Genomic DNA, 20,536 nt, shown 5'->3' with positions numbered 1-20,536 from the left:
CTCGTCGTACGAGTACGAGTACGGCTACTCCGCCGCGCGCTTCTTCTCCTCGGCGTCCTCGATCAACGCCTCCGCCAGCTGCTGCATCGACAGCCGCCGGTCCATCGAGGTCTTCTGGATCCACCGGAACGCGGCCGGCTCGGAGAGCCCGTAATCCGTCTGCAGAATGCTCTTCGCACGGTCCACGAGCTTCCGCGTCTCCAGCCGCTGCGACAGGTCCGCGACCTCGCCCTCCAGCGCTTTCAGCTCCGCGAACCGCGACACCGCCATCTCGATGGCCGGCACCACGTCGCTCTTGCTGAACGGCTTCACGAGGTACGCCATCGCCCCGGCATCCCGGGCCCGCTCCACGAGGTCGCGCTGCGAGAACGCGGTGAGCATCAGGACCGGCGCGATGGACTCCTCCGCGATCTTCTCGGCGGCGGAGATCCCGTCGAGGACCGGCATCTTCACATCGAGGATGACCAGGTCCGGCTTGTGCTCCCGGGCCAGCTCGACCGCCTGCTGCCCGTCTCCGGCCTCACCGACGACCGAGTACCCCTCTTCTTCGAGCATCTCTTTGAGGTCGAGGCGGATGAGCGCCTCGTCCTCGGCGATGACGACGCGGGTCGTCAGCGGCGGGACGTGCGACTTGTCGTCGTCGGCGGCGGGCTGGGGCGACTCGGGGGTGGTCACGGGGCTCCTTGGTTCAGGGCAGGTACTGCTGCGAAGCAGCCTACCTACCTGCTGTGCGCTTCAGTTACCAGGTACACTTCTGACCGGTTACCAAGCCGGGTTGGCGCAATTGGCTGACGCGGAGGTCTCAAACACCTCTGTCCGAAAGGACATGTGGGTTCGAATCCCATACCCGGCACCATTCCGGTAAGCGGATGTTCACGTTCTCGTGAACATCCGCTTTTCGTTGCATGCAGTCGAGTCCAATCACGCATCGTGGTTGCGTGAACTTCCACGGAACGGAAATGCGACAGAAAGCTCTCACCCTCCTCCGGGGTGGGGCACGGAACGCGGACGTGGCACGGAAGCTGAACGTACCGGCAGGCACGATCAGCTATTGGAAGCACATGGACCGCGCCAAGCGCGGCGAATGTCCCGGCCGCCATCTCTCCCTCTGCCCTCGATGTGACGGCGAGCTGGACCAAGCCGCCTACGCGTACCTTCTCGGCCTCTACCTCGGCGATGGACACATCATCCAGAACAGAGCCATGAAGACTCCCAGCCTGTCCGTCACCTGCGCCGATTCATGGCCCGGCCTCATGGACCAGTGCGAGAGCGCGATGCGCACCGTCTTCCCCGAGAACTCCGTGTGCCGGGTGCGCCGCAAGGGGTGCCACGAGGTGAAGATGTACTCGAAGCATCTGTGGTGCCTCTTCCCCCAGCACGGCCCCGGCAGAAAACACGAACGCCGCATCGCCCTCGCCCCCTGGCAGCAGGAGATCGTCGACGCCCACCCCTGGGACTTCATCCGCGGCCTCATCCACTCCGACGGATGCCGGAACATGAACTGGACCACCAGAATGGTCGGCGGCGTGCGGAAGCGGTACGAGTATCCGCGGTACTGGTTCACCAACGTCTCGGACGACATCCGGCAGCTCTACACCGACACTCTCGACAAGCTCGGCATCGAGTGGACGCACTGCACCCGCGCGGGCAAGGAGTACAACATCTCCGTCGCCCGACGGGCATCCGTAGCCCTCATGGATGCACACGTCGGGCCGAAATACTGAGCGAGCCGCCCTACTTCGGGCTGTCGTCCTCGCCGATGTGGTGCACGCGCACCAGGTTCGTCGAGCCTGCGACGCCCGGCGGGGAGCCTGCCGTGATGACGACCACGTCGCCCTTCTGGCAGCGGCCGATCTTCAGCAGTTCCTCGTCCACCTGCGCCACCATCGCGTCCGTCGAGTCCACGTGCGGACCCAGGAACGTCTCCACGCCCCACGTGAGGTTCAGCTGGGAGCGGGTGGCCGGGTCAGGGGTGAAGGCCAGGAGCGGGATGGGTGAGCGGTAGCGGGAGAGGCGCTTGACCGTGTCGCCGCTCTGGGTGAAGGCGACCAGGAACTTCGCGCCGAGGAAGTCGCCCATCTCCGCTGCCGCGCGGGCGACCGCGCCGCCCTGGGTGCGGGGCTTGTTGCGGTCGGTGAGGGGCGGGAGGCCCTTGGCGAGGATGTCTTCCTCTGCCGCTTCGACGATGCGGGACATCGTGCGGACCGTCTCGATGGGGTACTTGCCGACGCTGGTCTCGCCGGAGAGCATCACGGCGTCGGTGCCGTCGATGACGGCGTTGGCGACGTCGGAGGCTTCGGCGCGGGTGGGTCGGGAGTTGTCGATCATCGAGTCGAGCATCTGGGTGGCGACGATGACCGGCTTGGCGTTGCGCTTGGCGAGTTTGATGGCGCGCTTCTGGACGATCGGGACCTGTTCCAGGGGCATTTCGACGCCGAGGTCGCCGCGGGCGACCATGATGCCGTCGAAGGCGGCGACGATGTCGTCGATGTTCTCGACGGCCTGGGGTTTTTCGACCTTGGCGATGACGGGGAGGCGTCGGCCTTCTTCGTCCATGATGCGGTGGACGTCTTCGATGTCGCGTCCGCTGCGGACGAAGGACAGGGCGATGATGTCGGCGCCGGTGCGCAGGGCCCAGCGGAGGTCTTCGATGTCTTTTTCGGAGAGTGCGGGGACGGAGACGGCGACGCCTGGGAGGTTGAGGCCTTTGTGGTCGGAGACCATGCCGCCTTCGATGACGGTGGTGTGGACGCGGGGGCCGTCGACTTCGGTGACTTCGAGGGTGACGCGGCCGTCGTCGATGAGGATGCGTTCGCCGGCGGTGACGTCGGCGTTGAGGCCGGTGTAGGTGGTGCCGCAGGTGTGGCGGTCGCCTTCCATGGGTTCGACGGTGATGGTGAAGTCGTCGCCGCGTTCAAGGAGTACGGGGCCTTCGCGGAAGCGGCCGAGGCGGATCTTCGGGCCTTGAAGGTCGGCGAGGATGCCGACGCTGCGTCCGGCTTCGTCGGATGCTTTGCGTACTCGGTGGTAGCGGTCTTCGTGTTCGGCGTAGGTGCCGTGGCTGAGGTTGAGGCGGGCGATGTCCATTCCGGCGTCGACCAGGGCTTTGATCTGGTCGTATGTGTCGGTTGCGGGTCCTAGGGTGCATACGATTTTGGCTCGGCGCATGGTGTGAGCCTAAACCTTACTTACGGGTAGTTAATTGGCTGCGTATGACTGGTCAACGTCCTTTGGGTGAAGGGTTTTTGACAAGTGTTGAATTGTGCGGCGGGGTGCTCGGATGAGCATTCGGTTCGGGGTTTCGGTGTTCGGGTTTTCAGAGTTTTGGTGGGGTCATGATGAAGCGGGCGTTCACCTGGGCGTAGACGGTTTGTTGTTGTGGTTCGAGGTCGAGTGCGGGGGCTGCGCCGGGGGCGGCGCCTCCTGTCGGGGGTGGGGGGCCGCCGTAGGCGCCGCGGGCGAAGGGGGCCGGGGTGGTGTTCTCGGCTCCGAGGTCGGCGAGTTCGACGAGTGCGGCGAGTTGGGCGCCGACGGCGTCGGCGTATTCGCGGGCGCGTTGGACGGCTTCGTGGACGGCTTGGCGGCGGGCTTGGCCGTGGGCGGGTGAGTCGGGGCGCAGGGCCCATCGGGGTCCGTCGATGCGGGTCATGTCGAGGTCGGCGACGCGGGTGGTGAATTCGCCGAGTGCGGTGAAGTCGTTGAGGGTGGCGGTGATGTGGACGCGGCCGTGGTAGGCGCGGATTTTCTCGTCGCGTCCGCGTTGGTGGAGTTCGGGGGTGATGGAGAGGGCGCCGGTTTCGAGTTTTTCGACGGCGGGTCCGTAGCTGCGGGCGAGGTCGAGGACGGTGGTGTTGCGTCGGGTGAGGTCTTCGAGTGCGGTGCGGCGGTCTTTGCCGCGGGCGCTGACGGTGATGCCGATGCGGGCGATTTCGGGGTCGGTGCGGAGGCGTGCTTCGCCGCGGACGGCGAGGCGGGGTTGGTCGGGGGTGCCGTAGGGCTGGGTGGTGTCGGTCATGGGTTCAGGGTGGCACTCGGGTGTGACAGTGGCGGCGGTCGTGGGGGGCGTCGGCGGGTGGTCATCGAATAGAAACCTGTTGGGGGTGTTGCCGGGTGTGGTTCGTGGGTGATTATCTACGCGCGTTGTGTACGCGTGCGTGGGGTCTACGCGCGTTGTGTGCGGACGGAACTGTGCACGGAGAGAACTGAGATGTGGGAGACGAGATGCCGCTGAACCGAAGGACGTTCCTGGGGACATCGGCCGCGGCCGGTGCCGGTGTGGCCATGGTGGGTGCCGGGGCGGTGCCTGCCGAGGCGCAGGGTCACGGGTCCGGGCACGGTCATGGGCGTCCGCCGAAGCGGTACTCGTTCACCGTGATGGGTACGACGGATCTGCACGGGAACGCGTTCAACTGGGACTACTTCACGGACAAGGAGTTCGACGACAAGGATCACAACGACGTCGGTCTGGCGAAGATCTCGACGCTGGTGGACCAGGTGCGTCGGGAGAAGGGCCGTCACAACACCCTGATGATCGATGCGGGTGACACGATCCAGGGCACGCAGTTGTCGTACTACTACGCGAAGATCGATCCGATCACGGCGAAGCACGGTCCGGTGCATCCGATGGCGCAGGCGATGAACGCGATCGGTTATGACGCTGCGGCGCTCGGGAACCACGAGTTCAACTACGGCATTCCGGTGCTGCGGAAGTTCGAGGAGCAGTGTGATTTTCCGCTGCTGGGTGCGAACGCGTTGGACGCGAAGACGTTGCGGCCGGCGTTCGCTCCGTATGTGATCAAGAAGTTGCGTACGCCGCACGGCCGGGATGTGAAGGTCGCGATTCTGGGTCTGACCAACCCGGGGATCGCCATCTGGGACAAGGCGAACGTGGGCGGGAAGATGGTGTTCCCGGGTCTTGAGGAGCAGGCGGCGAAGTATGTGCCGCGGCTTCGCTCGATGGGTGCGGATGTGGTGATCGTGTCGGCGCATTCGGGGAGCAGTGGGACGTCGTCGTACGGTGATCAGATTCCGTATGTGGAGAATGCCGCGGGTCTGGTGGCGGAGCAGGTGCCGGGGATCGATGCGATTCTGGTGGGTCATGCGCATCTGGAGATTCCCGAGTACTTCGTGGAGAACAAGGAGACCGGGAAGAAGGTTGTGCTGTCCGAGCCGTTGAAGTGGGGTCAGCGGCTGACGTTGTTCGACTTCGATCTGGTGTGGGAGAAGGGTCGCTGGGTGGTCGAGAAGGCCGGTTCGCAGGTGTTGAACTCGAACACGGTGGCTGAGGACCCGAAGATCACGCGGATGCTGGCGGACGAGCACAAGAAGGTGGTGGCGTACGTCAACCAGGTGATCGGTACGTCGACTGCGGCGATGACGACGGCTGAGGCGGCGTGGAAGGACGAGCCGATCATCGATCTGATCAATGTCGTGCAGGCGGAGACGGTGAAGGCGGCGCTGGCGGGTGGCGAGTATGCGGCGTTGCCGGTGTTGTCGCAGGCGTCGTGTTTCTCGCGTACGGCGCAGATTCCTGCGGGGAATGTGACGATCAAGGATGCGGCGGGGTTGTATCCGTTCGAGAACACGCTTGAGGCGCGGCTGGTGACGGGTGCGCAGATCCGGGATTATCTGGAGTTTTCGGCGCGGTATTACGTGCAGACGGCGGCGGGTGTTCCGGTGGATACGGCGAAGCTGACGAACGCGGGCAATACTCCGGATTACAACTATGACGCGGTGTCGGGTCTGACGTATGAGATCGATATCGCGAAGCCGAATGGTTCGCGGATTGTGAATCTGTCGTTCGAGGGGAAGGCGATTGATCCTGCGGCGCAGTTCGTGCTGGCGGTGAACAACTACCGGGCGAGCGGTGGGGGTAACTTCCCGCATGTGCCGGCTGCGAAGCAGTTGTGGGCGAATTCGGAGGAGATCCGGAACACGATTATTTCGTGGGTTCAGGCGAAGGGGTCGGTGGATGGTGCGGAGTTCGCTTCGGTGGACTGGCGTCTGACGCGGGATGGTTCGCCGGTGTTCTAGGTTCCTTTCGTCGTGTGTGGCGACGGCTCCTTCCTGCTGCGGGTGCGGCGGGAAGGAGCCGTCGGGCGGTTGCGGGGGCCGCTGGTGTCAGCGGGTGCCGAGTAGGGCGCGCCAGGTGTTCGGGCCGATGACGCCGTCGACTGCCAGATGGTGGTTCTTCTGGAAGGCCGTGGCTGCCGCTTTGGTCTTGGCGCCGAACTTGCCGTCGACGGCGATGGTGTAGCCGTAGACCTTCAGTTGTGTCTGTGCTGCTTTCACTGCCTGGCCGGACTGGCCGTACTTCACGGTGGTGATCAGTTTGGACCAGGTGTTCGGGCCGATGACGCCGTCGGCGGCGAGGGATCGGGACTTCTGGAATCGGATTACTGCGGCGCGTGTCTTCGGGCCGTAGCTGCTGTCGGCCGCGATGGTGTAGCCCCGCGCGGTCAGGAGTTGCTGGGCGGACTTCACGTCGGCGCCCTTGGAGCCGCTCTTGAGGGTGGGCCAGGAGGCGCTGGGGGCGGGGAGTTGTCCGCCGCCGCTGCCGCCGCCGCTGAGCTTGACCGGGCGGAAGGGGTCGTAGTGGTCGCTGCCGATGCCGTACTTGAGCTGTCGGTGGGTGGTGCCGTACGTGCCGCGCTGTTCGTAGGCCCAGTAGGAGCTGTGGGAGGTGTTGGCCCATTTCTCGAATATCACCACGTGGCGGAAGTCGCCGTCGGTGGTGCTGTAGTCGATGAGCAGGTCGCCCTTTTTGAGCTGGCTCACGCTGCTGAGCCGCTTGGTGACACCGTTGCGTGAGTCCGCCAGGCCGACGGTGTTCAGGCCGGGCTTTCCGAGGCCGAGTGCCATGGAGACGTAGCCTGAGCAGTCCTGACGGTAGCCGTCCTTCCAGGTGCGTTCCATGCTGTAGGGGACCGCGCGTCCATTGTTGGCTGTGAGCCAGGTGCGGGCCCGGTTGATCATGGTGTCGGGTGAGAGTGTGGCCGTGGCCATGGTGGTCATGGCGTTGGCCTGGGTGACGAGCTTGCTGTCGGCTTCGGGTTCGGGCCCGTAGTCGGTGTCGTTCTGAGCGGCGGCTGTTGCCGGCTGTGCGGGGTCGCTGTCGGCGATTGCGGGTATGACGGCGATTGCGGCCGCGACGCCTGTGGCGGCGATGCCGACGAGAGCGATCTGCGTGCGGCGTGTGAGCCGGTTGCGAAGTGACATGGTTCCCCCGATTTTTTCGTGGTGTGGGTCGCGGGCCGTGTGGGCCGCCCAGGGTGGTGGGTGCTGCGGTTCCTGGCGTGCGGGCTGTGACTTCTGACGGGTCACCACGATGGCGGGTTCGGCTGCTTCGGCCCAGCGTTGTGTGAAAACCGCATGAGTTGGTGACGTGACCTCGACAATGTCGGGGGTGGGCTGCGGATCTCGTCACAGTCGGTCGTTCTTGGCCGGGATGTGCGTGAGGCGGCCGCTGACTTCCCTTCGTGGGAGGTGGGCGGCCGCCTCTTTGTGTGCGTCCGGTCAGTTGCCTCGGGCGAGGGGGACGAGGGTGGGGGGTTGTGCGGGGATGTCCGGGTGGTGGGGGGTGAGGCCGAAGGTGGTGAAGGCGGTGCGTTGTGGGAGGGGGTAGGGGGTGGTGCCGGTGAGGTTGTTGAGGATGGTGGCGCTGCGCCAGGCGGCGAGGCCGAGGTCGGGGGCGCCGACTCCGTGGGTGTGGCGTTCGGCGTTCTGTACGTAGATGTTGCCGGTGATGGCGGGGTCGAGGTCGAGGCGGTATTGGGCGTCGATGCGGGGGCGGCCGGAGGTGTCGCGGCGCAGGTGGGTGCCGAGGTTGCCGAGGATGTGGTCGAGGGGGCGTTCGCGGTAGCCGGTGGCGAGGACGACGGCGTCGGTGGTGAGGCGGGAGCGGGTGCCTTGTTGGGTGTGTTCGAGGTGGAGTTCGATGCGGGTGGTGGCGACGCGGCCTGCGGTGCGTACGTGGACGCCGGGGGTGAGGGTGGCGTCGGGCCAGCCGCCGTGGAGGGTGCGGCGGTAGAGCTCGTCGTGGATGGCGGTGATGGTGTCGTGGTCGATGCCTTTGTGGAGTTGCCATTGGTGGGGGACGAGTTGGTCGCGTACGGGTTCGGGGAGTGCGTGGAAGTAGCGGGTGTAGTCGGGGGTGAAGTGTTCGAGGCCGAGTTTGGAGTACTCCATGGGGGCGAAGGCGGGGGTGCGGGCGAGCCAGTGGAGTTTTTCGTGGCCTGCGGGGCGGGCGCGGAGGAGGTCGAGGAAGATTTCGGCGCCGGATTGGCCTGAGCCGATGACGGTGATGTGTTCGGCGTCGAGGAGTTGTTGGCGGTGGTGGAGGTAGTCGGCCGAGTGGATGACGGGGACGGTTCCGGCGTCGGTGAGGGGTTTGAGGGGTTCGGGGATGTGGGGTTCGGTGCCGATGCCGAGGGCGATGTGGCGGGTGTGGGCGCGGCCGAGGGCTTCGGCTTCGCCGTCGGGGCCGAGTTGGGTGAAGTCGACTTCGAAGTGGGTGTGTTGGGGGTTCCATCGGATGGCGTCGACTTGGTGGCTGAAGTGGAGGTTGGGGAGTTGTTGGCTGACCCAGCGGCAGTAGGCGTCGTATTCGGCGCGTTGGATGTGGAAGCGCTCGGCGAAGTAGAAGGGGAAGAGCCGGTCGCGTGTGCGTAGGTAGTTGAGGAGGGTCCAGGGGCTGGTGGGGTCGGCGAGGGTGACGAGGTCGGCGAGGAAGGGGACTTGGAGGCTGGCGCCGTCGATGAGGAGGCCGGGGTGCCAGTGGAAGGCGGGGCGTTGTTCGTAGAAGGCGGTGGTGAGGGGGGTGGGGAGGCCGTGGGTGAGGGCGGCGAGGGAGAGGTTGAAGGGGCCGATGCCGATGCCGATGAGGTCGTGGGGCTGATCGGTTTCGGGGGTGGGCCGGTCGGGCCGGGCTGTCATCGGTTGGTGCTGCCTTCTGTGAGTTCGGTGGTGAGGTGGGTGACGAGGTTGATGAGTTTGTGCAGGTCGTCGGGGGTGGTGTGGGGGTTGAGGAGGGTGGCTTTGAGCCAGAGGTGGCCGTGGGTGCGGGTGCGGCCGAGTACGGCGTGGCCGCGGGTGAGGAGGGTGCGGCGGATGGTGGCGACGGTGTGGTCGTCGGCGCCTGTGGGGCGGAAGAGGACGGTGGTGATGGTGGGTTGGTCGTAGAGGTCGAGGGTGGGGGTTTTGGTGATGAGGTCGGCGAGGTGGTGGGCGGCGGCGCAGGTGCGGTCGATGAGGTCGGCGAGTCCGGTGCGGCCGAGTGCTTGGAGGGTGACGGCGATTTTGAGTGCGTCGGGGCGGCGGGTGGTGCGCAGGGAGCGGCCGAGGAGGTCGGGGATTCCGGCTTGGGTGTCGTCGTCGGCGTTGAGGTAGGGGGCGTGGTGGTGGAGGGCGTGGAGGTGGTGGTGGTCGGGGACGGCGAGGATGCCGGCTGATGCGGGTTGCCAGCCGAGTTTGTGGAGGTCGAGGGTGACGCTGTGGGCGCGGTCGAGGCCGTTGATTTTGTGGCGGTGGGTGGGGCTGAGGAGGAGGGGTCCGCCGTAGGCGGCGTCGATGTGGAGTTCGGCGCCGTGGGTGTGGCAGAGGTCGGCGATGTCGGTGAGGGGGTCGATCTGGCCGGTGTCGGTGGTGCCTGCGGTGGCGGTGACGAGGAGGGGGCGGCCTTGTTGCCGGGTGAGGGTTTCGTTGAGTGCGGTGGGGTCGATGGTGCCGTGGGGGGCGGGGACGGTGAGGGGTGCGGGGAGGCCGAGGAGCCAGGCGGCGCGGGTGATGCTGTGGTGGGCGTTGGTGCCGGTGATGGTCTGGAGGGTGGGGCCATGGCGTTCTCGGGCGAGGAGGAGGGCGAGTTGGTTGGCTTCGGTGCCGCCGGTGGTGATGAGGGCGTCGGGGTGGGTGTGGTGGGGGTAGATCTCGGCGGCGAGGGCTGCGGTGGTGTCGGCTTCGAGGGTGGAGGCGGCGGGGGCTTGGTCCCAGGAGTCCATGGAGGGGTTGAGGGCTGAGGCGGCGAGGTCGGCTGCGGCGGCGAGGGCGAGGGGTGGGGTGTGGAGGTGGGCTGCGCAGAGGGGGTCGGCGGGGTCGGCGGCGCCTTCGGTGAGGGCGCCGATGAGGATGGCGAGGGCGTGGTGGGGGCCGGTTCCGTGTTCGGGGATGACGGGGTCGAGTGCGGTGCGCATGTGGGTGGTGACGGTGTCGGGTCCGCCGGCGGGGAGGGGGCCGTCGCGGCGGCGGGCGCCTTCTTGGAGTGCGGTGAGGACGGTGTCGATGAGGGGGCGCAGGGCGGTGGGGCCGGTGGTGGATCCGGCGAGGGGTGGGGTGGGCATGGGTGGGTGGCCCTTCGGGTGCGCACGGGTGGACATTCCAGCTTGTCCGGGTTTCGGTGGGCGCTGCCGGGGAGCCTGGTGATCTGAACTCGAAAGGGGGATGGGTGGGCGCTTGGGGGCGTTGGTGAGGGGTTCGGGTGGTAGAGGTGCGCGCGGCGGGTGTCCGGATATGGGTGTGCCCGGCCTGTCCTCGGGGTGAGGGCGGGCCGGGCACGGGTGGTGCGGTGGTGCGGTCTCGCGGTGGTGCGGTTTCGCGGTGGTGCGGCGGCTGGGTGCGGTGCCTGGGTCAGTGGGCGTTGCGGACCGTGAGGGCGCGGCGCAGGTCGTCGATCTGGTCGGTGAGTTTGCGGCGGAGGGCGGGGATGAGGGCCTGGTCGGTGAGGGCTTGTTCGCCGCGGTGGAGGCTGTCGGCGTCGATGGCGTACGCGGGGAAGGCGTAGCGTCCGGCGGCTTCGGCGATGGCGGGGCCGCGGCGGACGGCGAGTGCGGTGGCGTCGGGGTAGTAGCGGGTGACGTACGGGGTGAGGAGGTCGGTCTGTTCGGGCTGCCAGAAGCCTTGGGCGGTGGCGGTGAACAGGTAGTTGGAGAGGCTGTCGTCGGTGAACATGGCCTGCCAGGCGGCGGCCTTGGCCTCGGGGGTGGGCAGGGCGGCGCGGCAGCGGGCGGCGCCTTCCTGGCCGGTGGCGCTGGGGTCGGCTTCGAGTTCGGTGGCGATGGCCGTTTCGTCGGTGGCGCCGAGGACGGCGAGGCGGGTGAGGATGCGCCAGCGCAGTTCGGGGTCGAGTTCGGGGCCGCCGGGGACGGTGCCGTCGGTGAGCCAGCCCTGGATGGTGTCGGGCTGGGTGGCGGCGTCGATGAGGTGGCGTACGGCGGTGAGGCGGAGGCCGGGGTGGGTGCCGTCCTCGGTGCGGCGGATGAGGTCGCGGTTGAGGGCGGTGAGGGTGGCGAGGGCGGCGGGCCGGTCCTGGGGGGTGACGTAGCGTGCGGCGATCTGGGTGTCGGCGAAGGCGAGTACGCCTTGGAGGAGTGCCAGGTCGGTTTCGTGCGGGAGGTGGGCGCGGGCCGCTTCGAGGTAGGTGGTGGGGGCGAGTTCGCCGTCTCGGACCATGTCGCGGGCGGCGTTCCAGACGACGGCGCGGGTGAGGGCGTCGGGGATGCCGGAGAGGCCGCCGAGGACGGTGTTCCAGGAATCGGGGTCGAGGCGGATCTTGGCGTAGGTGAGGTCGTTGTCGTTGAGGACGACGAGGGCGGGGCGGCGGCCGGGGCGGGTGGTGGGGCCGTCCTGGGTGGTGTCGCCGTGTGTGCTGTCGCCGTGGGGGACGCTGATGTCGAAGCGGTCGCGCAGGACGAGGCGGTCGGGGCCCGACTGGGTGTCGATGGCGTGGTCGTAGGTGCCGACGGTGATGCGGTGGGGGCGGGTGCCCGCGTGGTCGACGGTGAGGGACCAGGTGGTGTCGGCCTCGGCGAGGTGGGGGGTGAGGGTGTCGACTCCGGTGGTGCGCAGCCACTGGTCGGCCCAGGCGTGGACGTCGCGGTCGGTGGCGGAGGCGAGGTTGTCGATGAAGTCGGCGAGGGTGGCGTTGCCGAACTTGTGGCGGGCGAAGTGGGTGTTGATGCCGGCCAGGAAGTCCTTCTCGCCGAGCCAGGCGACGAGTTGGCGGAGGGCGGATGCGCCCTTGGCGTAGGAGATGCCGTCGAAGTTGAGCATTGCGGACGCGGTGTCGGGGACTGCGGCGGGGTCGGGGGCGACGGGGTGGGTGGAGGGGCGCTGGTCGGCGTCGTATCCCCATCCCTTGCGGGCGACGCCGAAGTCGACCCAGGTGTCGGTGAAGCGGGTGGCTTCGGCGAGGGTCTGGTAGCCCATGTACTCGGCGAAGGACTCGTTGAGCCAGATGTCGTCCCACCAGGCGAGGGTGACGAGGTCGCCGAACCACATGTGGGCCATTTCGTGGGCGATGACCATGCCGCGGGTCTGGCGTTCGGTGTCGGTGACGGCGGAGCGGTAGATGAATTCGTCGCGGAAGGTGACGAGGCCGGGGTTCTCCATGGCGCCCGCGTTGAATTCGGGGACGAAGGCCTGGTCGTAGGAGTCGAAGGGGTAGGGCTCGTCGAACTTCTCGTGGAACCGGTCGAAGCAGGCGCGGGTGATGTCGAGGATCTCGTCGGCGTCGGCGTCGAGGTGGGGGGCCAGCGAGCGGCGGCAGTGGATGCCGAAGGGCAGTCCGGCGTGTTCGGTGGTCACGGAGTGCCAGGGGCCTGCGGCGACGGCGACGAGGTAGGTGGAGATGGGGGGTGTGGTGGCGAGGGTCCAGTGGCCGTCCCCGGTGGGCTGGGAGGTGCCGTTGCCGAGGACGGTCCAGCCTTCGGGGGCGGTGACGGTGAGGGCGAAGACGGACTTGAGGTCGGGCTGGTCGAACGCGGCGAAGACGCGCTGGACGTCTTCCATGAAGAGCTGGGTGTAGACGTAGGTCTCGTTGTCGGTGGGGTCGGTGAAGCGGTGCATGCCTTCGCCGGTGCGGGAGTAGCGCATGGCGGCGTCGACGCGCAGTTCGTGGGGGCCGGTGGTGAGGCCGGTGAGGGGGAAGCGGTTCTCGGTGAGGTCCGCGGGGTCCAGGGGGTGCCCGTCGAGGCTGATGGAGCGCAAGGTGGCGGGCTTGACTTCGACGAAGGTGTCACCGTCGGCGAGTGCGGTGAACTGGATGACGGTTCGGGAGTCGAAGGTCTCCTCCCCCGCGGTCAGATCGAGTTCGACCGTGTACCGCTGTACGTCGAGGAACTGGGCTCGGGCCTGCGCTTCATCGCGCATCAGTACGGACATGGGAGCCATGCTGCCGTATGCGGTCGGCGGTGTGCAGGCGGGTTCTCGCTGGGCTGACAGGGTCCGGCCCGGTCCTTTGAGGGCTAAGATTCTTGACGACGTTGTACCTGCACGGAGGGGTGCCCGGGATGGCGAAGAACCAGGCTTCCGCGAGTTCCGGCGTTGCCGGAGGCTCCGGGGATGCTGCGGGGTCCGCGGGGTCCGCGCCGCGGCAGGACGCGGTGGCGTCGATCGTGGCGGACTGGCGGCGGGAGCGGCCTGAGCTGGATACGGCTCCGCTGGAGGTGTTCGGCCGGCTGCACCGGGCGTTCCTGCGGTACAGCGCGGCGATCTCGCGGCCGGTGGAGCGCAAGGGGCTGTCGATGGCCGGTTTCGATGTGCTGACGGCGCTGCGCCGGGCGGGGGCGCCGTTCCGGCGTACGGCTGGTGAGCTGGCCGATTCGGGGCTGATCAGTTCGGCGGGGGTGACGCTGCGGATCGACCGCCTGGAGAAGGACGGACTGATCCGGCGGGAGCGGGATCCGCAGGACCGTCGGGTGGTGCATTCGCGGCTGACGGACGAGGGTCTGTCGGTGATCGACGCGTTGTTCTCGGAGCATCTGGACAACGAGCGGCGGATGCTGGCGGGGTTGTCGCCGGCGGAGTGCGCGCAGTTGGCCGGGTTGCTGGAGAAGCTGGAGCGGTCTGTGTTGGCGGCGGAGTCGGGCGAGTAGCGGTTCGCTCGGTGGGGGCTGCTCCGCGGGGCACCGGTACCCCGGTGCGGGGTGTGTCCTCAATCGCCGGACGGGCTTGATTTTGGGCCCCGTAGCCCTGGCGCGCAGGTGTCCTCAAACGCCGGACGGGCTGGATGTGCCGGTGGCGGGCTTGAGTCTGCGGTGGCGGCCTCCGGGGCGCCGCTTGTCCTCAATCGCCGGACGGGCTTGATTTGCCGGTGTCCGGCTTGATGGGCCGGTGTTCTCCGGTTTGATGGGCCGGTGTCTCCGGCCTGATGTACCGGCGTCCTCCGGCCTGACGTTTGCCGGCGTCCTCCGGCCTGGCGTTTGCCGGCGTCCTCCGGCCTGGCGTTTGCCGGCGTCCTCCGGCCTGGCGTTTGCCGGCGTCCTCCGGCCCGATCTGCCGGTGTCCGGGCGATTGAGGGACTTCTCGGGTGGGCTGCGGTCAGTCTGTTGACGCCTGCGCTTCTGCTTCCGTGCGGTACATGCGGCGGACGCGGACCACTCCGAGGTCGTGCTGGTAGAGGTTCTCCGCCTGGTCGGCGTCGGTGCGCAGGTCCTCCAGCATGATGCGGTCCTGTTCGAGGACGTCCCAGTGGCGGTCCTCCAGGAGCGTCTTGTAGAGGAAGCGCCAGGTGTCGCGCTGCCAGTCCGTGACCTTGCGGTAGCGCCAGAAGAAGACGGCGCAGCGGTTCTCGTCGATGGGGGTGGCCATGCCGACGATGCCGAAGGGTCCGCCGGGGCCGGCGGTCGGGGGGTAGGGGATGGTGAGGTCGACCCAGTCGACGCCGGTGCGGCAGAGTTCGACCCAGTCGAAGTTGATGCCGCTCTGGTCGGTCTTCTCGAAGAAGAAGCCGCGTTCGGTCTCGCGGATGCGGAAGCGTGCGGTGGTCTGTCCCTCGGCCATGCTGTGCGAGTCGCGGTGGAGGAACGAGCCGTGCATGGGGTCGAGGAGGTTCTCCACCGCGTAGCGCCAGTTGACGTTCCACTCGGCGTAGCAGAGGAACGCCGAGGTGCCGGGGTCGGTGAGGTGTTCGGGGAGGACGAGTGGTGTGGGTTCGGGGTGCTCGTTGTCGCCGAAGTAGGCGAGGATGCCGCCGGCGGTCTCGATGACGTGGGGTGCGGCGACGAGTTGTTTGCCTTCGAGGTTGCAGCCGGGGAGGCCGGGTACGGCGGCGACGGTGCCGGTGCCGTCGACCTGGACGCCGTGATACCAGCAGGCGATGCGGTCGCCGAGGTGTTTGCCGAGGGAGAGGCGGGCGCCGCGGTGGGGGCAGCGGTCCTCCAGCATGTGGAGGGTGCCGTCGGCGCGGCGGAAGAGGAGCCATTCCTCGCCGAGGAGGGTGAGGCGTTTCATGCCGCCGGCGGGGACGAAGTCGGAGGGGCAGACGGCGTACCACTGGTTGCGGATGCCGGTGGCGTAGAGCCGCTCGGCGGTGCGGTTGCCGGGGCGGGCGACTTCGGAGGGGCGGGTGGGGGTGCCGGGCTGCACGGGGGTGGTGGTGTCGGTGGTCATGGTTGTCTCACGCTCCCAGGCGTCGCATCTCGTTGCGGAAGGTGTCCTCGGTCCACGGGCTGCCGTCGGGGGCGGGCAGGTCGCGGGCGTTGAGTCCGGCGACGAGGCCGGGCAGGTCGTGGGCTCCGCTGCCGAAGACCTCCTCGATCACTGCGGCGAGCTTCTTCTCGTACGGGGTGGGCTCGGCGGTGCGTGCCTGGTTCGGGTTGAGGTACTGCGGGGTGGTCGGGCCGGCCATGTCGGCTCCCTTCGGGGGCGTGTCAGAGGTCGAGTACGAGGCGGGGGGTGCGGGCGCGGGAGACGCAGAGCATCATCGAGGCGCCGGTTTCGCGTTCGGTGTCGGTGAGGAGGAAGTCGCGGTGGTCGGGGGTGCCTTCGAGGACCTTGGTCTCGCAGGTGCCGCAGATGCCGTCGCGGCAGGAGGAGGTGACGGGGATGCCGGCGTTCTCCAGTGCGTCGAGTGCGGTGGTGGCGGGTCCGACTTCGACGGTGCGTCCGGTGCGTGAGCAGACGATGTCGAAGCTGCTGTCTTCGCCGTCGCGGGGTGCGGCGGTGGGTGCGGCGAAGCGTTCGGTGCGGGCGTCGGGGTGGCGTTCCTCGACGGCTGCGAGGAGGGGTTCGGGGCCGCAGCAGTAGACCTGGGTGCCGGGGGCGAGGTCGCCGAGGAGGGTGTCGAGGCCGATGTGGCCGTGTTCGTCCTGGGGGACGAATTCGACTGATCCGCCGGGGAGTGCGGCGAGTGCGGTGAGTTCGGCGGCGAAGGCCATGGAGGTGCGGGTGCGGCCGCCGTGGACGAGCCGCCATGGGGTTCCGGTGCGGGCTGCTTCGCGGGCCATGGCGAGGATCGGGGTGATGCCGATGCCGCCGGCGATGAAGAGGTAGCCGGTGGCGTCGCCCGTGGGGTCGAGCTCGAAGTGGTTGCGGGGGCCCTGGACGTGGAGGGTCTGGCCGGGGCGGAGCTGGGTGTGGAGGTGGGCGGAGCCGCCGCGGGAGGCGGGTTCGCGGAGGATGCCGATGCGCCAGTGGGTGGTGTCGGCGGGGTCGGAGCACAGGGAGTACTGGCGGATGTGTCCGCCGGTGTGTACGTCGATGTGGGCGCCGGGCTGCCAGGCGGGGAGGGGCTCCCCGTCGGGGTGGGTGAGTTCGATGCTCAGGACTCCGTCGGCCTCCCAGGTCATGCGGTGGACGAGCAGGTCGAGCCGGGGTTCCTCGGCGGTTGTCATGACGGGTTGCCTCCCTGTCCAGAGGTATCGGTTGCGGTGGCGGGGAGCTTGACGGGCGGGGTGAACGGGGTGTTCATCGGGCCGAGTGCTACGAGGTCGATCTCGACGAGGGTGGGGCCCGGGGAGGCGATGGCCTCCTTGATGACGGGTCCGGCGTCGGCTTCGGCGGCGATCCGTGCGTACGGGAGGCCGACGGCGGCGGCGAGGAGGGCGAAGTCGGGGGTGGTGAGGTCGACTCCGGAGCGGCGGGGGAAGTGGTTGTCCTGCATGTTGCGCAGGACGCCGTAGCCGCCGTCGTTGAAGACGAGGAGGGTGAGGTCGGGCTTCTCCTGGGCGAGGGTGAGGAGTTCGCCGAGGTGGACGGCGAGGCCTCCGTCGCCGGCGATGACGACGGTGGGGGTGTCGGGGCGGCCGAGTGCGGCGCCGATGCCCATGGCGAGGCCCTGTCCGATGCCGCCGCCGCGCGGGAAGACGTTGGTGGCCGGGTCGGTGATCTCCAGGAGCCGGTTTCCCCAGGTGGAGGAGGGGATGGTGACGTCGCGGGCGATGACGGATCCGGGCGGGCAGGCGTCGCGGACGGCGTCGTTGATGGCGGCCTGGGGTCCGATGGCGTGGCGTTGTGCGGTGCGGGCGTCGGTGCGGGCCTTGCGTACGCGGTCCGGCCAGCTCGTCTCCGTACCACCGCTGGTGACACGTCCCAGGAGTGCGGCGAGGACGGTGGCGGCGTCGCCGTGGAGGGCGACGGTGGCGGGGTGGACGCGGCCGGGGGCTGCCGGGTCCAGGTCCAGCTGGATGTGGACGGGCGGGAGTCCGAGGCTGTAGTCGGCGGTTTCGTTGGAGCGGAAGTGGGTGCCGATGGAGAGCAGGACGTCGGCTTCGGCGAGGAGGGCGCGGCCGGCGGGTGCGGTGGCGTAGTTGCCGAGGACGCGGTCGTCGGACTCGGGGACGGAGCCGCGGCCGGAGTTGGAGGTGACGAGTCCGGCGTTCAGGGCGTCGAGGAGTGCGGCGAGTTCGGGGCGGGCGGTGTTGGCTCCGCCGCCGGCCCAGACGAGGGGGCGGCGGGCGGCGGAGAGCAGGGCGGCCGCTTCGTCGAGGAGTGCCGGGTCGGGCAGGGCGGGGGTGGCCGGTTTCGGTACGGGGGTGCCGGTGAGCTGCTGGGGGGCGAACTGCAGGTCGATGGGCCATTCGACGCTGACGGGGCCGTGCGGGGCGGTCAGTGCGCGGGCTGCGGCGTCGCGGAGGATGTCGCCGGCGTCGGCGGCGTCGGTGACGGTGACGGCGTGGGTGGAGACCGCGCGGAGCATGCCGAGCTGGTCCTTGGTCTCGTGGATGAAGCCGCGTCCGGAGCCGAGGTACTCGCTGTCGATCTGTCCGGTGATGTGGAGGACGGGGGTGCCGGAGCTGAGGGATTCGATGAGGGATCCGGCGGCGTTGCCCGCTCCCGTGCCGGTGCTGGTGAGGGCGCAGCCGAGGTTGCCGGTGGCGCGCGCGTAGCCGTCGGCGGCGTTGACGGCTGCGGCTTCGTGGCGGACGGGGACGAAGCGGAGGTCGCGGTCGACGGCTTCGACGAGCGGCAGGTTGTGCACGCTGACGATGCCGAACACCGTGTCGACGCCGAGTCCGCGCAGCGTCTCGACGAGCAGGTCGCCGCCGTTGGGTCGGGTCATGTCGGGTGCTCCTGAGGGGTGGTGGGGGTGAGGGGTTACGCGACGGCGCGGTTGACGCCGCCGCAGACGTCGACGGTGGTGCCGGTGATGTACGAGGCCCTGGGTGAGAGGAGGGCGGTGACGGCGTACGCGACTTCGTCGGCGGTGCCGAGGCGGCCCAGCGCGATGCCGCGGTCGGCGGCGAGTTCGGCCTGCCAGGCGGGGTAGTCGAGGGGGCTGCCGGAGGCGGCGTAGCGGCGTTCCCACTGTCCGGTGTCGACGAGGCCGAGGCAGACGGAGTTGACGCGGATGCCGTCGGGGGCGAGTTCCTTGGACAGGGAGGTGGAGAGGTTGAGGATCCCGGCGCGGGCGGCGCTGGTGGTCATCAGCGCGGTCTCGGGCTGTTTGGCGAGGACGGCGTTGATGTTGACGACGGAGGCGTTGCCGGAGGCGCGGAGGTGGGGCAGGGCGGCGTTGAGGGGGTTGAGGACGCCGAAGAACTTGAGTTCGAGTTCGTCGCGCCAGTCGTCGGCGGTGGTCTCGGCGAAGGGTTTCATCCGGGAGGCGCCGGCGTTGTTGACGAGTCCGTCGAGGCCGCCGAGGTGTTCGGCGGCGTTCGCGGTGAAGGCCTGCACGGCGGCTTCGTCGCGTACGTCGCAGGGTGCGTGGTAGAGCGTTTCGGGTCCGGCGAGGCCGTCGAGGGCGGCGGTGAGGGCGTCGGCGCGGCGGCCGCAGGTGGCGACGCGGGCGCCTTCTTCGAGCAGCGTGCGGATGGTGGCGAGGCCGACGCCGGAGCTGCCGCCGGTGACGAGGATGCGGTGGCCTTTCAGGCGGAGGTCCATGGGGGTTCCTTGCGGGTTGGGGGGGCGGGGCGCTCCGCGGGGGCACCGGGACCCCGGTGCGGGTGTCCTCAATCGCCGGACGGGCTTGATTTGTCCGGACGGGCTTGCAGGGCAGGCCCAGGTGGCTCACTGCATCGTGAAGCCGCCGTTGACCGCGAAGGTCTGGCCGGTGATGTAGCCGGACTCGTCGCCGATGAGGAAGGCGATCAGGCCGACCAGGTCGGCCGGTTGCTGGGGGCGGGAGATCGCCCGGTTGAGGCGGTACAGCTCGTGGCGTTCGGCGGGGATGTCCACGGCGGACTCCCCTTCGGTGAGGCCGGGGGCGACGGCGTTGACGGTGATGCCGAAGTCGCCGGTCTCGCGGGCCATGGCCCGGGTGAGGGAGATGACGGCGCCCTTGGAGGCGATGTAGTGGGCGAGCCGGGGTGAGCCGTACAGGGCGGCGTCGGAGGCGAGGTTGACGATGCGTCCGCTGCCGTGGTTCCGCATGAGCGGGAGGAGGGCGCGGGCGACGAGCCAGGGGCCGCGGGCGTTGACCGTCATGATGCGGTCCCAGGCTTCGACGTCGATCTCGTGGAAGGGTTTGCCGCCGACCGCGTTGGCGAGTGCGGCGTTGTTGACGAGTCCGTGGAGCCGGGTGCCGTCTCCGGCGAGGGTGGTGGCGAGTGCGGTGACGGATTCCGGGTCGGCGACGTCGAGCGGGTGGAAGTCGGCGGTGATGCCCTCGGCGCGCAGGTCGTGGGCGGCCTGCCGGCCGGTGGTCTCGTCGAGTTCGGCGATGACGACGCGGTGGCCGTCCCTGCCGATCCGGCGGGCCGCGGCCAGTCCCAGGCCGCGGCCGGCGCCGGTGACGACGACCGTACGGGGGGTGTCGTCGGTGGCCATCAGTCGCGGGTGATGCCGTGCATCGGGGAGTGCGCGGGGTAGGTGGGGACCTGCGGCTTCTGCGTGCCGATGATCACGCAGAACAGGGCGTCGGTGTCGCCCTCGTTCTTCAGCGAGCGGGCCACTCCGGCGGGGACGACGATCATGTCGCGGTAGCCGAGGGTGCGGTATTCGGCCTCGTCGGCGCCGCGGTGGATGCCGACCTTGACCTGGCCCTCCAGGACGAAGAAGGCCTCCTCGACGTCGTGGTGGGTGTGCTCGGGGCCTTCGGCGCCCGGCGGGAGCAGCATGTTGGAGAGGGTGAAGCCGCCGGAGGGCAGGATGCGGTTGTCGTTCTCGTGGTTGCCGGTGGCGCCGGAGCCGACGTAGCGGATCTGGGCGCGGCGGTACTGGGCGCCGGCCTTCTCCTGGAAGGAGAGGGTGTTCCAGTCGGGTTCGCGGGAGTCCTTGGTGGCGATGAGGGAGTCGGTGAACTTCGCGAGGTCGCCGTCGGTCTCGTAGGGGTTGTTGTCGATGGGCACGGGTTGCTCCTCGGTTCGGTGGCGGGGGTTGGGGGCTG

17 protein-coding genes and 1 tRNA gene are annotated in these 20,536 nt (G+C 68.8%); 4 read left to right on the top strand and 14 right to left on the bottom strand.

The window, feature by feature from the left end:
* Positions 1–24 precede the first annotated feature (24 nt).
* Positions 25–675, bottom strand: coding sequence for an ANTAR domain-containing response regulator (locus OG912_RS27030; RefSeq protein ID WP_326735623.1), 651 nt, complete (start codon positions 673–675; stop codon positions 25–27).
* Between the two features lie 94 nt (positions 676–769).
* Here OG912_RS27030 and OG912_RS27025 point away from each other — a divergent pair.
* Together OG912_RS27025 and OG912_RS27020 are read left to right on the top strand one after the other, a co-directional pair.
* Positions 770–856, top strand: a tRNA-Leu gene (locus OG912_RS27025).
* 82 nt (positions 857–938) lie between these two features.
* Entirely contained in the window at positions 939–1,724 is a 786-nt protein-coding gene (locus OG912_RS27020; RefSeq protein WP_327711623.1) for a helix-turn-helix domain-containing protein, read from the top strand.
* A 10-nt stretch (positions 1,725–1,734) separates the two neighbouring features.
* On the opposite strand, the gene pyk is transcribed toward OG912_RS27020, so the two are convergent.
* Together pyk and OG912_RS27010 are read right to left on the bottom strand one after the other, a co-directional pair.
* Positions 1,735–3,168 carry a pyruvate kinase gene (gene pyk / locus OG912_RS27015; RefSeq protein WP_326735625.1) on the bottom strand — a complete coding sequence of 478 codons (1,434 nt, stop codon included), beginning with the start codon at positions 3,166–3,168 and terminating at the stop codon, positions 1,735–1,737.
* 148 nt (positions 3,169–3,316) lie between these two features.
* Positions 3,317–4,015 carry an SIMPL domain-containing protein gene (locus OG912_RS27010; protein WP_327711622.1) on the bottom strand — a complete coding sequence of 233 codons (699 nt, stop codon included), beginning with the start codon at positions 4,013–4,015 and terminating at the stop codon, positions 3,317–3,319.
* Between the two features lie 206 nt (positions 4,016–4,221).
* Here OG912_RS27010 and OG912_RS27005 point away from each other — a divergent pair, with 206 nt between their 5' ends.
* Positions 4,222–6,033: a bifunctional metallophosphatase/5'-nucleotidase gene (locus OG912_RS27005; protein WP_327713554.1), complete on the top strand. Its 1,812-nt coding sequence runs from the start codon at positions 4,222–4,224 to the stop codon at positions 6,031–6,033.
* A gap of 87 nt (positions 6,034–6,120) precedes the next feature.
* Here the strand turns inward: OG912_RS27005 and OG912_RS27000 are convergent, their stop codons facing one another.
* The 4 genes from OG912_RS27000 to pepN form a co-directional block, all read right to left on the bottom strand.
* On the bottom strand, positions 6,121–7,218 hold the full coding sequence (locus OG912_RS27000; RefSeq protein ID WP_327711621.1) for a peptidoglycan-binding domain-containing protein: 1,098 nt from the start codon (positions 7,216–7,218) through the stop codon (positions 6,121–6,123).
* Positions 7,219–7,515: 297 nt separating this feature from the next.
* A complete protein-coding gene (locus OG912_RS26995) occupies positions 7,516–8,934 on the bottom strand; it encodes a lysine N(6)-hydroxylase/L-ornithine N(5)-oxygenase family protein (RefSeq protein WP_327711620.1) in 1,419 nt (472 codons plus the stop codon).
* Positions 8,931–10,334: a pyridoxal phosphate-dependent decarboxylase family protein gene (locus tag OG912_RS26990; protein WP_327711619.1), complete on the bottom strand. Its 1,404-nt coding sequence runs from the start codon at positions 10,332–10,334 to the stop codon at positions 8,931–8,933. The genes OG912_RS26995 and OG912_RS26990 overlap by 4 nt, the downstream gene beginning before the upstream one ends.
* A gap of 286 nt (positions 10,335–10,620) precedes the next feature.
* Positions 10,621–13,152 carry an aminopeptidase N gene (gene pepN, locus OG912_RS26985; protein ID WP_327711618.1) on the bottom strand — a complete coding sequence of 844 codons (2,532 nt, stop codon included), beginning with the start codon at positions 13,150–13,152 and terminating at the stop codon, positions 10,621–10,623.
* 221 nt (positions 13,153–13,373) lie between these two features.
* Between pepN and OG912_RS26980 the strand changes: the two genes are divergently transcribed.
* Positions 13,374–13,865: a MarR family winged helix-turn-helix transcriptional regulator gene (locus tag OG912_RS26980; RefSeq protein ID WP_326735632.1), complete on the top strand. Its 492-nt coding sequence runs from the start codon at positions 13,374–13,376 to the stop codon at positions 13,863–13,865.
* A 445-nt stretch (positions 13,866–14,310) separates the two neighbouring features.
* Here the strand turns inward: OG912_RS26980 and OG912_RS26975 are convergent, their stop codons facing one another.
* From OG912_RS26975 to OG912_RS26945, 7 genes are all read right to left on the bottom strand, one after another.
* Positions 14,311–15,381, bottom strand: a complete 1,071-nt coding sequence (locus OG912_RS26975) for an aromatic ring-hydroxylating dioxygenase subunit alpha (RefSeq protein WP_327711617.1) — start codon at positions 15,379–15,381, stop codon at positions 14,311–14,313.
* A 7-nt stretch (positions 15,382–15,388) separates the two neighbouring features.
* Positions 15,389–15,619, bottom strand: a complete 231-nt coding sequence (locus OG912_RS26970) for a recombinase-like helix-turn-helix domain-containing protein (RefSeq protein WP_327711616.1) — start codon at positions 15,617–15,619, stop codon at positions 15,389–15,391.
* 22 nt (positions 15,620–15,641) lie between these two features.
* The gene (locus tag OG912_RS26965) at positions 15,642–16,604 is read right to left on the bottom strand and encodes a PDR/VanB family oxidoreductase (RefSeq protein WP_327711615.1); all 963 of its coding nucleotides are present in this window, start codon (positions 16,602–16,604) and stop codon (positions 15,642–15,644) included.
* The gene (locus OG912_RS26960) at positions 16,601–18,271 is read right to left on the bottom strand and encodes a thiamine pyrophosphate-binding protein (protein ID WP_327711614.1); all 1,671 of its coding nucleotides are present in this window, start codon (positions 18,269–18,271) and stop codon (positions 16,601–16,603) included. Before OG912_RS26960 ends, OG912_RS26965 begins: the two co-directional genes overlap by 4 nt.
* 35 nt (positions 18,272–18,306) lie before the next feature.
* Positions 18,307–19,092: an SDR family oxidoreductase gene (locus OG912_RS26955; RefSeq protein WP_327711613.1), complete on the bottom strand. Its 786-nt coding sequence runs from the start codon at positions 19,090–19,092 to the stop codon at positions 18,307–18,309.
* Positions 19,093–19,218: 126 nt separating this feature from the next.
* Positions 19,219–19,977 carry an SDR family oxidoreductase gene (locus OG912_RS26950; protein ID WP_327711612.1) on the bottom strand — a complete coding sequence of 253 codons (759 nt, stop codon included), beginning with the start codon at positions 19,975–19,977 and terminating at the stop codon, positions 19,219–19,221.
* On the bottom strand, positions 19,977–20,498 hold the full coding sequence (locus OG912_RS26945) for a cupin domain-containing protein (RefSeq protein ID WP_327711611.1): 522 nt from the start codon (positions 20,496–20,498) through the stop codon (positions 19,977–19,979). The genes OG912_RS26950 and OG912_RS26945 overlap by 1 nt, the downstream gene beginning before the upstream one ends.
* Positions 20,499–20,536 lie beyond the last annotated feature (38 nt).

Origin of the sequence: Streptomyces sp. NBC_00464, assembly GCF_036013915.1 — a bacterium.
Classification (GTDB): domain Bacteria; phylum Actinomycetota; class Actinomycetes; order Streptomycetales; family Streptomycetaceae; genus Streptomyces.
Note: the sequence above shows the minus strand (reverse complement) of the source record. Positions and strands in the feature narration are given on the sequence as shown.